General features: G+C 65.9%; 16 protein-coding genes. 5 read left to right on the forward strand and 11 right to left on the reverse strand.

Going from position 1 to position 14,061, the window contains the following annotated elements; all coding sequences use genetic code 11:
* Positions 1-27: 27 nt before the first annotated feature.
* Positions 28-318, reverse strand: a complete 291-nt coding sequence (locus J3E61_RS10710) for a hypothetical protein (protein ID WP_192725887.1) — start codon at positions 316-318, stop codon at positions 28-30.
* A 111-nt stretch (positions 319-429) separates the two neighbouring features.
* On the opposite strand from J3E61_RS10710, the gene J3E61_RS10715 reads away from it, so the two are divergent.
* The 5 genes from J3E61_RS10715 (at position 430) to J3E61_RS10735 (ending at position 5,022) form a co-directional block, all read left to right on the forward strand.
* Positions 430-1,188, forward strand: a complete 759-nt coding sequence (locus J3E61_RS10715; RefSeq protein WP_210083537.1) for an isocitrate lyase/phosphoenolpyruvate mutase family protein — start codon at positions 430-432, stop codon at positions 1,186-1,188.
* Between the two features lie 9 nt (positions 1,189-1,197).
* Complete coding sequence (locus tag J3E61_RS10720) at positions 1,198-1,566, forward strand: hypothetical protein (protein ID WP_210083538.1); 369 nt, start codon at positions 1,198-1,200, stop codon at positions 1,564-1,566.
* A 112-nt stretch (positions 1,567-1,678) separates the two neighbouring features.
* A complete protein-coding gene (gene nirB, locus J3E61_RS10725; protein WP_210083539.1) occupies positions 1,679-4,240 on the forward strand; it encodes a nitrite reductase large subunit NirB in 2,562 nt (853 codons plus the stop codon).
* 8 nt (positions 4,241-4,248) lie between these two features.
* Positions 4,249-4,593 carry a nitrite reductase small subunit NirD gene (nirD, locus tag J3E61_RS10730; RefSeq protein WP_192725883.1) on the forward strand — a complete coding sequence of 115 codons (345 nt, stop codon included), beginning with the start codon at positions 4,249-4,251 and terminating at the stop codon, positions 4,591-4,593.
* Between the two features lie 78 nt (positions 4,594-4,671).
* Positions 4,672-5,022 (forward strand): 4Fe-4S binding protein, encoded by a 351-nt coding sequence (locus J3E61_RS10735; protein ID WP_192725882.1) that lies wholly within the window; start codon positions 4,672-4,674, stop codon positions 5,020-5,022.
* Here the strand turns inward: J3E61_RS10735 and J3E61_RS10740 are convergent.
* The 10 genes from J3E61_RS10740 to J3E61_RS10785 all read right to left on the reverse strand — a co-directional run bounded on the left by J3E61_RS10740 (position 5,019) and on the right by J3E61_RS10785 (position 14,050).
* A complete protein-coding gene (locus J3E61_RS10740) occupies positions 5,019-5,780 on the reverse strand; it encodes a superoxide dismutase family protein (RefSeq protein WP_192725881.1) in 762 nt (253 codons plus the stop codon). The two genes, J3E61_RS10735 and J3E61_RS10740, sit on opposite strands and share 4 nt — an antisense overlap.
* 52 nt (positions 5,781-5,832) lie before the next feature.
* The gene (locus J3E61_RS10745) at positions 5,833-6,513 is read right to left on the reverse strand and encodes a sirohydrochlorin chelatase (protein WP_210083540.1); all 681 of its coding nucleotides are present in this window, start codon (positions 6,511-6,513) and stop codon (positions 5,833-5,835) included.
* On the reverse strand, positions 6,510-7,658 hold the full coding sequence (locus J3E61_RS10750) for a uroporphyrinogen-III synthase (protein WP_192725879.1): 1,149 nt from the start codon (positions 7,656-7,658) through the stop codon (positions 6,510-6,512). Before J3E61_RS10750 ends, J3E61_RS10745 begins: the two co-directional genes overlap by 4 nt.
* Positions 7,659-7,778: 120 nt before the next feature.
* Positions 7,779-9,173, reverse strand: coding sequence for a NarK/NasA family nitrate transporter (locus J3E61_RS10755; protein WP_210083541.1), 1,395 nt, complete (start codon positions 9,171-9,173; stop codon positions 7,779-7,781).
* Between the two features lie 106 nt (positions 9,174-9,279).
* Positions 9,280-10,056: a class I SAM-dependent methyltransferase gene (locus tag J3E61_RS10760; protein ID WP_210083542.1), complete on the reverse strand. Its 777-nt coding sequence runs from the start codon at positions 10,054-10,056 to the stop codon at positions 9,280-9,282.
* A 19-nt stretch (positions 10,057-10,075) separates the two neighbouring features.
* Positions 10,076-10,660: a GNAT family N-acetyltransferase gene (locus tag J3E61_RS10765; protein WP_210083543.1), complete on the reverse strand. Its 585-nt coding sequence runs from the start codon at positions 10,658-10,660 to the stop codon at positions 10,076-10,078.
* Between the two features lie 103 nt (positions 10,661-10,763).
* Complete coding sequence (locus J3E61_RS10770; protein ID WP_210083544.1) at positions 10,764-11,648, reverse strand: 5-oxoprolinase/urea amidolyase family protein; 885 nt, start codon at positions 11,646-11,648, stop codon at positions 10,764-10,766.
* Positions 11,645-12,325: an allophanate hydrolase subunit 1 gene (locus J3E61_RS10775; protein ID WP_210083545.1), complete on the reverse strand. Its 681-nt coding sequence runs from the start codon at positions 12,323-12,325 to the stop codon at positions 11,645-11,647. Before J3E61_RS10775 ends, J3E61_RS10770 begins: the two co-directional genes overlap by 4 nt.
* 75 nt (positions 12,326-12,400) lie before the next feature.
* Positions 12,401-13,093, reverse strand: coding sequence for a queuosine precursor transporter (locus tag J3E61_RS10780; RefSeq protein ID WP_210083546.1), 693 nt, complete (start codon positions 13,091-13,093; stop codon positions 12,401-12,403).
* A gap of 12 nt (positions 13,094-13,105) precedes the next feature.
* Positions 13,106-14,050, reverse strand: coding sequence for an ABC transporter substrate-binding protein (locus J3E61_RS10785; RefSeq protein WP_192725872.1), 945 nt, complete (start codon positions 14,048-14,050; stop codon positions 13,106-13,108).
* Positions 14,051-14,061 lie beyond the last annotated feature (11 nt).

The following is a 14,061-nucleotide window of genomic DNA, read 5'->3' on the forward strand; positions in this document are numbered from 1 at the left end:
TTATGTCCCGCTGAGGTGGCCGCGGCGCTAGCCGGCGACTCCTCTGTCGTCCTCATCGCCCCAGAAGGCTGTGTCGTAGGGGGTGTCGGGGATGGTGATCTTCTCGGCGCCGTGGTGATGGCGCGTCACGCCCCGGGTGAGCTCCAGCTCCTCGGCGTCGATGTCGAGTCGGTCGATGTCGTTGAGAATGCGTTCGGCGTCATTGACAATGCGGCGGGTTGCGGGGCTGTCCCCGTACTTCGACGCCAACGATGTCACGCACCGCCGCAGGCTTCCGATTAGCTCGTGCAGCTCGGTAAGTTCGGTAGTGCTCGACATTTGACCTCCTTGGGCTGAAGGGTGTCTCGGATCACAGTACGACACCCGATGTTAGTTACATCAGGGGGTTTGGAGTGAGACAGGTCACGTCAGCGAACCGGAGGTAGGTCTATGTCCAGCGAGGTCCTCAAGCAGCGCGCAGATACATTGCTGGCCCTGCACCAGCCGGGCAATCCGGTGGTTCTGCCGACGGTGTGGGACGCGTGGTCGGCCCGGCTGGCGGTCGACGCCGGCTTCGTCGCGCTGACGGTGGGCAGCCACCCGATGGCCGATTCGGTTGGCAAGGCCGACGCGGAGGGCATGTCGTTCGACGACGTGGTGACCCGCGTCAAGCAGATCACCTCCGCCGTCGACGTGCCGGTGTCCGTCGACCTGGAATCGGGCTACGCCGAACCGGCCACCCGCCTGATCACCGGTCTGCTGGAGGCAGGCGCGGTCGGCCTCAACATCGAGGACACCGTGCACAGCGAAGGCGGACGGCTGCGGTCGTCAAGCGAGCACGCCGAGCTCGTCGGCGCACTGCGCAAGGCGGCCGATACCGCAGGCGTGCACGTGGTGGTCAACGCCCGCACGGATCTGTTCCTGCGTCAGGACGGTGACGAGTCCGATCGGGTGGATCGCGCAATCGCGCGCATGAAAGAGGCGGCGGCCGCCGGAGCGGATTCACTGTACCCGGTTGGTCGACACGACCCGGATACGTTGTGGCGCTTGGCAACTGAGCTTCCGCTGCCGATCAACGCGATCGCAGTGCCCGAACAGGACGATCCCTCGTCCTTCGGGCCGCTTGGCGTCGGCCGGATCAGCTTCGGTCCGTTTTGGCAGCGGGCGCTTTCGGCGTACTCGAAGGAGATGCTGGCCCGCTGGGCTTAGCATTCCGGCGTGAGCCCTGACGACGACGGCAGCTGGCACGACCAGCAACCCGTGATAGTGGCCGCCGGGGTGGCTGCCGTCGTGCTGCTGGCGATCCTGGTGTGGGCGGTGATCCACACTGCCGACAACTCGTCGCGGCCGCCTGAGCCAACCGATCTGCCGCCGTCGTCTGACACCTCGTCGACGTACACGACGAGCTCGTCGTCGAGCAGCAGTTACACCCTGCCGAGTGTGCAAACCAGCCAGGACAATCCGATCGTGACCGGGCCGCCGGCGTCGACGCCATCCGATGACGGCCCCGACGACGAGACGACGACGTCGAGCACGATCACAAATCCGTACCTGACGACCACACCGACCAACGCAGGCCACATCTAGGCAGCCGGCCGCCGACCGCTCACATGCGCCTGGCGGCGACGGTGAGCAGTCCGTGATGGCGGGTTCACATCAGGCGACATTTCGGCAATATCCGCTGCTTAACCTCGGCTGCATGCGGTCTTCATCAAACGTTGTGGTCGTCGGCCACGGCATGGTTGGTCACCGATTCGTCGAGGCGCTGCGGTCGCGCGATACCGAGGGAACCTGGCAGGTAACCGTGCTCGCCGAAGAGTCCGACGCCGCATACGACCGCGTCGGACTCACCAGCTACACCGAGCACTGGGACCGCGCACAACTGGCGCTGCCCGGCAACGACTACGCCGGGGACGACAGGGTCGACCTGCGACTCAGCAGCCGCGTCGCGGAGATCGACCGCAGCGCGAGGGCGGTGATCACGGCCGACGGAACCCGTGTCACGTACGACGCGCTGGTGCTGGCCACCGGTTCGTATGCTTTCGTGCCGCCGGTGCCCGGCCACGACCTGCCGGGCTGCCACGTGTACCGGACCCTCGACGACCTCGACGCGATCCGCGCCGACGCGCAGCGTGCGCTCAAATCGGGACACGCAGCGGCCGGCGTCGTGATCGGCGGTGGGCTGCTGGGTCTGGAAGCCGCGAATGCGCTGCGTGCCTTCGGCCTGACCCCGCACGTCGTCGAGATGGCGCCGCGGTTGATGGCACAACAGCTCGATGAAGCCGGCGGTGCGCTGCTCGGCCGGATGATCCGCGAACTCGGCATCACCGTGCACACCGGCGTCGCCACGACGTCGATCGAGCCAACGCAGCGCAACCGGCCCGTCCGGCGGTCCGCCGACGACGACTCGCTGCGGGTCACGCTTTCGGATGGCACGGTGATCGACGCAGGCCTCGTCGTTTTCGCGGCAGGGGTCCGGCCCCGCGACGAGCTGGCAAGAGACGCAGGTCTCGAGCTCGCCGCCCGCGGCGGCGTTCTCACCGACTTATCCTGTGCGACAAGGGATCCGAACGTTTATGCGATCGGCGAGGTGGCAGCCATCGAAGGGCGCTGCTACGGCCTCGTCGGCCCCGGCTACACCAGCGCGGAGGTCGTCGCCGATCGATTGCTCGGCGGCGCCGCAGAATTCCCCGAAGCCGATATGTCGACCAAGCTCAAACTGCTCGGTGTCGACGTGGCCAGCTTCGGCGACGCGATGGGCACCACGCCGAACTGCCTCGAGGTCGTCGTCAACGACGCCGTCAACCAGACCTACGCCAAGCTCGTGCTTTCGGACGATGCCAAGACGCTGCTCGGCGGAATCCTCGTCGGCGACGCGTCCTCGTACGGCGTGCTGCGGCCGATGGTCGGCGAGGAGCTGCCCGGCGACCCGATGGCGTTGATCGCGCCGGCCGGATCGGAAGGGGGCGCAGCGGGTCTCGGTGTCGGGTCGCTGCCGGCGGCCGCGCAGATCTGCTCGTGTAACGCCGTCACCAAGGGCGAGCTGTGTGACGCGATCGCCGGCGGCTGCAGCGACGTGCCGTCCCTGAAGAGCTGCACGAAGGCCGGAACCTCGTGTGGTTCGTGCGTGCCGCTGCTGAAGCAACTGCTCGAAGCCGAGGGCGTCGAGCAGTCCAAGGCATTGTGCGAACACTTTCCCCAGTCACGCGCCGAGCTGTTCTCGATCGTCGCCGCTGGGCCTTCCGAGTCGGTCCGCACATTCACCGGACTGATCGAACGGTTCGGCACCGGAAAGGGTTGCGACATATGCAAACCCGTGGTGGCGTCGATCCTCGCGTCGACCAGTTCGGAGCACATCCTCGACGGTGAGCAGGCCTCGCTGCAGGACTCCAACGACCACTTCCTTGCCAACATCCAGAAGAACGGCAGCTACTCCGTGGTGCCGCGGTCGCCAGGCGGTGAGATCACCCCTGAGCAGTTGATCCTGATCGGCGAGATCGCCCGCGACTTCGGGCTTTACACCAAGATCACCGGCGGGCAGCGCATCGACATGTTCGGCGCGCGGGTGGATCAACTGCCGGAGATCTGGCGCCGCCTTGTCGACGGCGGCATGGAGTCCGGCCACGCGTATGGCAAGGCGCTGCGGACCGTGAAGAGCTGCGTCGGCAGCACGTGGTGCCGGTACGGCCAGCAGGACTCCGTCGACATGGCGGTCAACATCGAAAACCGCTACCGCGGCCTGCGCGCCCCGCACAAGATCAAGATGGCGGTTTCGGGGTGTGCGCGTGAATGCGCGGAAGCGCAGAGCAAGGACGTCGGCGTCATAGCCACCGAAAAGGGTTGGAACCTCTACGTGTGCGGCAACGGCGGCATGTCGCCGCGGCACGCGCAACTGCTGGCAAGCGACCTGGACGACGAAACGCTGGTGCGTTACATCGACCGGTTCCTGATGTTCTACATCCGCACCGCGGACCGGTTGCAGCGGACGGCGCCGTGGCTCGAGGCAATGGACGGCGGCATGGATCACCTGCGCGAGGTCGTCTGCAACGACTCGCTCGGGCTGGCAGCGGAATTCGAGGAGGCGATGGAACGCCACGTCGCGGGCTACGCCTGCGAATGGAAGGGTGTTCTCGAGGACCCCGAGAAGCTGTCGCGGTTCGTCTCGTTCGTCAACGCCCCGGAAGTCGCCGATCCGACCATCGAATTCACCGAGCGATCAGGCCGCATCGTTCCCATCGGCATGCCAACGGTACGGGGGTAACACAGCAGATGACTCTTCTCAACGACGTGCAAGTGTGGACCACTGCCTGCCGTTACGACTTCCTGATCCCGAACCGTGGGGTTGGTGTGCTGCTGCCTGGCGGTGTGCAAGCGGCGCTGTTCCGCCTCGACGACGGTTCGCTGTACGCCATCGGCAACATCGACCCGTTTTCGGGCGCGGCGGTGATGTCGCGCGGCATCGTTGGCGACCGCGGTGGGCGCGCCACGGTGCAGACGCCGATCAAGAAGCAGGCCTTCGCGCTTGACGACGGCAGCTGCCTGGACGACCCCGAGGTCACGCTGCCGGTGTACGCCACCCGCATCGTGGACGGCCAGGTCGAGGTCGGCGTCTAGGTTCTCAGCGCTCGGCACAAGAGATTGAGGACTTTCGGCCCGAGATTTCTCCTACGGCTGTTCCATACCGTCGACTGCATGACCTATGTGATCGGTAGTGCATGCGTCGATGTCATGGACAAGTCCTGTGTCCAGGACTGCCCAGTCGACTGCATTTACGAAGGCGACCGCATGCTTTACATCAACCCCGACGAGTGCGTGGATTGCGGTGCATGCGCGTTCATCTGCCGCCTGGACGCGATCTACTACGAGACCGACCTGCCCGGGGATCAGCGGCAGTTCCTCGCCGACAACGCCGCGTTCTTCACCGAGGTACTGCCGGGACACGAGGCGCCGCTGGGCTCACCGTGCGGCGCTGCCGCGCTGGGCCGGGTTGGAGTGGACACGCCCTATGTCGCAGGCCTACCGCCGAACGAAGGACCTCACTAGCCGGGCGGAGCCGGCACGGTGATCGGCGGGATGGACGGCGGCTGGATCACCGTGACGGTGCTGGTGCTCGTGCTCATGCTGGGCGTTGTGGTGACCGACGTCGACGACGGCGTCGTCTCGGTGACGGTGGCTGGCGGAGCGGAAGTGGTGGTCGCTCCGGTGGTGACCGTCGACGTCGACACCGAGGTCGAAACGGATACCGATGTGCTGGTGGCGTTTACGGGGCTGAGCACACCGCAGGCCAGTCGCTGATCGGACGCCGAGCCGCTCATGTCGGCGCTTTGATGAAGCACGATCGAGGATCCCTGCGGGCCCTTGAGGTCCTCGGCGGTGAAGCCGTCGCTGGTCGCCACGAGCTTGCCGGAGCCGTCCGAGCGCACTAGGAGCGGCGGCAGATCCCCACTGGCCGGCGAGCCGCTGTGCCCCGACGCCTGGAAGTGTTCGCCGGCCGAACTGAAGTCGCCCTCACACTTGCCGACGGCATGGATGTGCAGGCCGTGGAAGCCGGGCGAGAGGATGCCTGCTTGAGCGGTCTCGACCGTGACCGTGGCGTAGCCGCTGGTGAAGTCGATAGTGGCAGTCGCGACGTGTTTGCCGTCGGAAGTATTGAGCTGCGTTGTGAGCTGCTGGGCGTTGGACGCGGACCCGGAGGTGGTCGTCGTCGCCGACGGGTTGTTGGCCGATTGGTTGGCGCAACCGCTTGCAATGGCAACAGGCGCGGCGAGCAAAGCGATGGCAGCGGCGACATGCTTGGTCATTAGCGCGGCGTACCCCCGCCCGGCGGGCAACAAACTGCGAGTTTGCGAAGAGTCAGGCGGCCACGCAGTAGCGGGCACGGCTGAACCGGTTGGCGATCAGTCGCACCAGCCCGGGGTGGGTGCCGAGCGGCTCGGTCACCACGTCTGCGCCGCTGTCGCGCAGGCGATCCTGGAACAGGCCTTCCGACAACAGGTATGACGCGACGACCACCCTGCGCGCACCCCGCTGCCGTAGCGATTCGACGGCGTCGTGTACGCGAGGTGTCCCCGTGGCGGCGAACGCCAACTCCACCCGCGAACTCGTGACCGCCGACAGCCAGGTCGCCATCGTGTGCAGATCATGTTGGGCGCCGGGGTCAGAAGTGCCCGCTGCCGCGAGCACCACCGAATCGTCCTGGCGCCAACCGGATTCGATCAACCGATCAGCGAGCACGCGGACCAGTGCCGGGCCGGGCCCGAGGGCCTCCGTCACCGTGACGTCGGGGTGTCCGCTGGCGGCCACGTGCGCGGGAATATCGCTGGTGACGTGATACCCCCGTGACAGGAACGCAGGCACGACTATCGCGGGCCCGGTCATCTGCGTCAGCACTTCCGACGGCGTCGGGCCGAGCACGTCGACGAACGACACGTGCACCGCTCGCCCGAGCGTGGCGGACACCTGCTCGGCCAGATCTCCGATCATCGCGACGCCCTGCTGTTTGCGGGTGCCGTGCGCGACCAACATCAGGCTCATCGCGCGTGCGCCAACTCGTCGTCGATTGCCAGCCGGTAACCGCGTTTGACGACCGTCGACACAATGTTCTTGTCGCCCAGCGCTGTTCGAAGCCGCAGCACCGCCGTCTCAACGGCGTGGGTGTCGGTGCCGCTGCCCGGAAGCGCGCCGAGCAGGTCGAACCGCGAGACCACCGCGCCGGGATGATGCGCCAGCGCGCGAATCGTCGCCATCCCGGCAGGCGAAACCGCCTTCACCTCGCCGTCGACCATCACGCAGGTGCCGCGGATCTCCAGCACATGACCGGCCACCCGCAGGGTGCGCGACTGCAGCAGGGGAAGTTCGTCGGTGATGTGACGGGCCAACGCGCCCAACCGCATCCGCTCAGGCGCCGACGTTGGTACGCCGAGCCGGACCAATGGCCGCGCCGTCACCGGGCCCACACACATCGCATGGACGTCAGTTCGCAACGCGGACAACACCTTGTCTTCGATGTCCAGCTCCATCGCACGCATCAGAACCGACGCGACAGCAGGCGCCGAAGTGAAGCTGACCGCGTCGAACTTGCCGTCGGCGATACCCGCGACCAGCTGATCGAAATCGCCGTTGCGGGGTGCAGGGTGCCAGCGGTACACCCTGATCGGCACCACTTCCGCACCGGCAGAGCGCAATTCGTCGAGGAACTCGGGGAACGGATCCCAGTCGTCGGTGGCGCCGTGCAACTGCACGGCGATGCGCTTGCCGGCGATGCCGCCCTCGACCAGATAGTGCAGTACCTCCCGCGACGATTCGGATTCGGGCGACCATTCCTCGGGCAGGCCCGCGGCGCGCAGTGCGCCGGTCGACTTCGGTCCACGGGAGACGATGCGCGCCTTGCCAAGCGCCGCGAGCAGTTCGCCAGACAGCCCCCAGCCGTCAGCGGCGTCGACCCAGCCGCGGAAGCCGATTCCGGTGGTGGCGACCACGATGTCGGGGGGCTGCGCGATCAATTCCTCGGTGTGTGCCCGCAACTGTTCGTCGTCGGGCAGTGGCACCATCGCGATGGCTGCTGCGCACGTGACGGTTGCGCCACGCCGTTCCAGCAGCTTGGCCAGTTCGTCGGCCCTACGGGCGGAGGTCACCGCCACGCGAAAACCGGTGAGCGGTGCCCAGTCGGGATCACTCATGTGCCATGTCTACGTAGCGCATGTTTCCAACCCATTACTTCGCCATTGCTTACCCGTGTCGAGCGGTGTGAGCTGGGCAACGCCGTTGTTGCCCAGCCGCCCCGGCCCACTGAAAGGAGGTCAGGTCCGGGCCAGGTCCGTTGCGGGCGCTGCACTGGTGACAGGGGCCGAGACCGGCCGTCGCACGTACATCGCCCAGGTGACAGCGCACGCCACCACATAAAAGGTCAGGAAGATCCAGAAGGCCGTCGTGGCGGAGTGGCTGCTCAGGTACGACTGGCGCAGCGCCATGTTGATGCCGACGCCGCCCAGCGCGCCAATTGCACCGGCGAAGCCGATCAACGCACCTGCCATCGCACGGGACCACGCCACGCGATCGGCCTCCGGCACATCCAGTGAGCGGCTGCGGGCCTCGAAGATCGAGGGGATCATCTTGTAGACCGACCCGTTGCCGATGCCCGACAGCAGGAACAGGGCGATGAAGCCGACCACGTAGCCGGCCATCATGGCACCGGTCGCCGCACCCTTGGTGTGGTCGTCGAGCATGCTGACGCCGACGAGAATGCTTGCGCCAAGGATCATTCCGGCGAACACCGACAGCGTGACCTTGCCGCCGCCGATGCGGTCGGCGAGCTTGCCGCCGTACACCCGCGACAGCGACCCGAGCAGCGGACCGATGAACGCGATCTGTGCGGCGTGCAGCGAGGCCTGCGCTGCACTCTGACCGCCTGCGGCGAAGTTGATCTGCAGCACCTGACCGAACGCGAACGCAAAGCCGATGAACGAGCCGAACGTGCCGATGTAGAGCAGCGAGATCACCCAGGTGTCTCGCACCTTCAGGATCGCGCCCATGGCCGTCAGGTCGATCTTGTGCTGCTCGAGATTGTCCATGTAGAGCGCGGCGCCGACGCCTGCGATCGCCAACGCCACCAGGTACACCGCGCACACCCAGTAGGGCTGACGGTTGCCGAGGGTGGCGATGACGAGCAGGCCGACGAGCTGGACCATCGGCACGCCGATGTTGCCGCCACCGGCGTTGATGCCCAGCGCCCAGCCCTTGAGTCGCTGCGGGTAGAACGCGTTGATGTTGGTCATCGACGATGCGAAGTTGCCGCCGCCGAAACCGGCCAGCGCCGCGCACAGCAGGTACGGCCACAGGGGCAGACCCGGATGGGCCAGCAGCCACATGGTCCCGACGGTCGGGATCAGCAGCACGAACGCCGAGAACACCGTCCAGTTGCGACCGCCGAAGGTCGCTGTGGCCAGGGTGTACGGGATTCGCAGGCACGCACCGACCAGTGTTGCGGTGGCGCCCAGCAGGAACTTGTCACCCGCGGAGAAGTGGTAGACCGCCTCCGGCATGAACAGCACCATCACCGACCAGATGGACCACACCGAGAAGCCGATATGCTCGGCGACCACCGACCAGATCAGGTTGCGGCGCGCGATGTTCTTGTTACCGGCCTCCCAGGCGACGACGTCCTCGGGATCCCAGTCAGTGATGCGTTTCGACATGCGGACAACGCTAGGAACGCTTTATTGCGCGAAATCGCAGCGCGATCACCCCGCCGTGAACTTCCCCTCACCTTGCTGAAAGCCGGGGTGTGAGTTTGAGCCGTCTTCAATCGACCCGGTGTGCATGAACGACGGTGAACGGCAGGTGCACCCGGTTGTTCTCGAGCAAGTCCCTGATCTTGGCGAACCGCTCGGTCACCCGGCGCATCTGCTCGAGCGCCTCGGGTGGCATCTGGTCGGCCAGGTGCTGCGGCATTCCCTCGTCGTCGGTGCCGAATCCGATGGCGTTACCCAAATATGTGGTGGGGCCGAGGAAGTCGATGCGCCAACCATTGGCAGTCAACGTATCGCGGATGTTGCTCTCGGGCACGGCGCCCATGGGGGTGATCACGCCGTTGACGTTGCCGTCGGAAAAACAGGACAGATGTAGACGCGCGCCTGGCCGCGTTGCACGGTACAGCGCGGCGATATAGGCCTGCCTACCGTCGTCGTCCAGACAGTGGTACAGCGCACTGTCGACGACTGTGTCGAAACGTCCGTCGTAGCCCTTGAGGTCCGTGGCGTCGGCGACGTCGAACGTCACGCTGACGCCGGCGGCTTCCGCGCGTCGGCGTGCTTCGGAGATCGCCGCGGGTGAGCCGTCCAACCCGGTGACCGAGTGTCCCCGCGAAGCCAGGTAGATCGAGTTGTCACCGAGACCGCAGCCGATATCGAGCACTTCACCCGAAAACCCGCCCAGCGCTTCGAGTTCCATCAGTCTGGGCTGGGCTTGCTGCACGTCCCACGGCACGCCGGGCGGCACCGGCCCGCCCTCGACGACAGGCTCGCCGCGGTAGAGCTTGTCGAAGGTCTCCGGGTCGGGACGAAACGCTGGAGTGGTCATGCATCCAAAGTTACGCGTCCTACCAGACGTCGCCCTCGCGCCAATCGCAGGTGATTTCGGCGGTGGTGTCGAGCTCCAGATTGTTGGGCAGATTCACCGGGAAAACGAAGAGCCCGTTGTCGTCGTCGGGGGTTCGGGTCACGCCTGCCGGCGCCAGCACGGACGTCGGTCCCTGCCACGGAAGCCAACCGCGCGCGGTGTACAGATGTCTGCCGATCTCCGATGGGCTGAGCGCACCGAGCTGGTAGGCGCCGCGCAGCACCTGTTCCACCGAATCCATCAGGGCATGGGCCAGGCCCTGGCCGCGCCAGTCCTCGCGCACGGCGACCCCCTCGACGTAGCCGCAGCGCAGCGCGATGTCGCGGTACAGCAGGCGACGCTGCACGACGGCGGCATGCGCGATCAGTGCGCCGTGGTGACAGATCAGCGCATGCATGCCGCCGAGAGCGTGCTCCCAGTCGGCGGCGGTGAACTCATCGGCGAAGGCTTCGGACACCATCCGGCGGGCGTCTTCACGCGTCTCGTTGTCGAGATCGGAGGTATGGACCAGGCGGGCTGTGTAGATCCCGCGCGCCTGCGGAGCGGGGGCATCGTGCGTATGCACACTGACTGTCTACCAGTAGCGTGCCCCTACTGGGCCGTCGAGTGTGAAGTTATTGCACGGTTTTCGGCCGAAAGCGTGTCATAAGTTCACACTCGGCGCCTGCTTACTCCTCGAACGGTTTACGCGGATGCGACCAATGCAGCCGCACCGTCTGTCCGGGGCGGCTCTGCGCCACCTTGTCGATGTCCTCATCGGTCACCACACCGATGACGGGATAGCCACCCGTCACAGGATGATCAGGCCCGAGGATCACCGGAAAACCGTTCGGCGGCACCTGGATTGCGCCGCGGGTCGCGCCCTCGCTGGGCAGTTGCCGGTCGGGCCAGCGGTACTCCAACGGCATACCGATCAGCCGCATGCCGACCCGGTCGGTTCGGTTGGTGACCTGCCAGTTGGTACGGATCAGGATGTCGGGGTCGACGAACCAGTCGTCGCGCGGGCCGGGCACCACGCGCAGTTCCAACACCTCGTCCTCGATGGCGGCCACCGGCGCCTGGTCGAGGTCGGGGAGTTCGCCGCTGTGTTCGCCGACCGGCAGCACGTCGCCCGGTTGTAGCGGCAGCGGACCGATCGCGGACATCACGTCATACGAACGCGAGCCCAGCACGGGAGAGACGTCGATGCCGCCGCGCACCGCCAGGTAGCTGCGCAGGCCGGTGTGCGGGGCACCGAGCGAGATCACTTCGCCGTCGTGTGCGTAATGAATGCTGTTGCTTCCGAACGGTTTTCCGTTCACTGCCGGGTCGGTGTCGGCGCCGGTGACTGCGATCGCGACGTCGCCGCCACGAACCCGCGCCGAGAACCCGCCGAACGTCACCTCGATGGTGGCGTGCTCACCGGGGTTGGCGACCAGCCGGTTGGCCAGCTGATGCGAGCGCCGGTCAGCCGCCCCGGACCGCGACACGCCCATATGCGCCAGGCCGGGCCTGCCGAGGTCTTCGATCAGGGCGAGCGGTCCGGTGCGCAGTACCTCCAGAGTGATGGTCATGAGCGCACCTCCCTGAACTGGACCCACATGCCAGGTCTGAGTAGAGCAGGCGGGTCGCGATCGATATCCCACAACGCCACCGAGTCGTCGGCCAGCTGGCCGATCAGCTGCCAACCGCCGGGCGATTCCCGCGGATAGATCGCGCTGAACTCCCCGGCCAGTGCCACCGATCCCGCGGGCACCCTGGTCCGCGGCTCGGACTGGCGCGGCACGTTCAGTCGCTCGTCACCACCGATCAGATACGCGAAACCCGGTGCGAAGCCACCAAATCCGACCCGCCACGGTGTCCCGGTGTGAGCGGCGATCACCTGGTCAGTGGTCAGCCCCGTCAACCGCGACACTTCCTCGAGGTCCGCGCCGTCGTACCGCACACCTATCTCGATGTCGGCCTTACCGTCGGCAGGCATGCTCGCCGCCGCCAGCGCCTCGGCCGTCACCCGCAGCTTGCCCAGCCGCTGCCGGGTCGGCGCCTGATAGCGCGGTCCGGCGAGCTTGAGCAGCACCGTGCGCGATGCCGGAACGATGTCCAGCACGCCGAGCAGCTCGGCTTCGCGCAGCACGTCGGCCCACGCCAATACTTCGGCGGTGCTGTCGAACTCGAGCAGCAGCGCCTGATCGCCATAATCACGGACCGTGCCAATAGCCTGCACGTCCATCAGATCCGCAGTCACGCTCATGTTCTGGAACTTACCCGCGGGTAGCTAAGAAATAACCGGCTCTGGGAGCCTTGCCAGAGAAGGCTTAGCGATAGCTCATATTGCCACGCCGTATGTCGGCTCGTGGCGCTTGACGTACGCGATCACGCGGTAGGTCACCGGCAGCATGACCACTTCGACGGCGGTCTTGTAGAACCACCCCAACCCGGTGTACACGACGAAATCGCGGAATGTGCTGATGCCGATCGCGTTGGCCGCGATGCTGCAGAACACCAGCGTGTCGCCAAGCTGGCCCGCGAAAGTCGAGCCGACCAGCCGCGCCCACAGGTGTTTCTCCTTGGTCTTCTCTTTGATCCACACGACGACCCAGGCATTGATGGTCTGCCCGACGATGAAGCCCGCAAGCCCGGCAATGATCAGCTGTGTGTAGGCGTGGACGATGTTCTCGAAGTGCTCTTCGTTGGTGTAGAAATCGGCAGCGGGAAGGTAGATGGTCACCCAGAACGTGAGGGCGGCCAGCCCGTTCATAGCAAACCCGAGGAATATCGCCCGCCTCGCGGCCTTGAAGCCGTAGACCTCGGACAGCACATCGCCGATCACGTAGGTGAGCGGAAAGACGATGAATCCACCGTCGGTGATGATCGGTCCGAACGCGACGCCCTTCGTTGCGGTGACGTTGGAGATGATCACCAGTGCTGTGAAGACAGCAACGAAAGTCGGATAGTACTTTGACCCCACCTGCGCGAATGCGGCGTGCTGCTCTTTGACGGTGGTCTGGTCGCTTGTCACGCGGTAATTAGATCAGGCGAGCGCCTTGGTCAGCAGCGGTGGCAATTGGTCGGCCACCACCGGGTAGGACAACGGCGACGCGAACGCGATTGCGCCCGACAGATCCTTGCCGGTGAACACGTTGCGGTTCAATGCGGTCGCCCTAAGCTTTGCGACGACTGGGTCGGCAAGCAGCGCGGCCTGTTCGTCGTCGCTTTCGGTGGTCCAGATCAGCACGTCGGCGGCGTCGAGAACGGACGCCATCTTGTCGCGCGGGATCAACCAGCCGCCGGTGTCGGGGATGGTGAAGCCCATGGTGGTGAGGAAGTCGGTGCGCCAACCGGACTCGGTCACACGAACGCTGTCCTGGTAGAAGGTGCCGGCGAGCAGCAGCGCCTTCTTGCCTGCGAACTGCGGATTGTTCTTGCCGACAGCGGCGAACTTCTCATCGACGCCGGTGATCAATCCGGACATCTCGTCGGCCTTGAATACGGCCTGCCCGATCGCGGTGGCCTGGTCCTTCCACGGCTCGAAGAACGCGTCCTGGCCGGACTGCGCGACGGTCGGCGCGATGGCTGACAGCTTCTTGTATGTGTCCTCGTCGAGTCCGGCGTTGACAGCGACGATCAGGTCCGGCTTCAGCGACGCGATCTGGTCGACCTGGATGCCGTCGTTGAGGTTGAGCACTACAGGTTGCGCGCTGCCCAATTTGGGCTGGGCCCATGGCCATACGCCGAACGGTTGGGCGCCGAACCAGTCCGTTATCGCGACCGGCACGACCCCGACGGCCAGCAGGTCGTCTTGTTCGGTGAAGCCTGCGCTGACGACCCGCTTGGGCGGCGAAGGGATCTTTGTTTCGCCGAAGATGTGTTTGACGGTGACCGAGCCGTCCTTGGCGATTTCGCCCGGCTTTTTCGAACTGCATGCGGCGACGAGTGCGACGCCGGCTACGCCAAGAAATCCACGCCTGCTGAGCACGTCGTGAGCGT

Source organism: Mycobacterium sp. OAE908, from assembly GCF_017872775.1.
Classification (GTDB): domain Bacteria; phylum Actinomycetota; class Actinomycetes; order Mycobacteriales; family Mycobacteriaceae; genus Mycobacterium.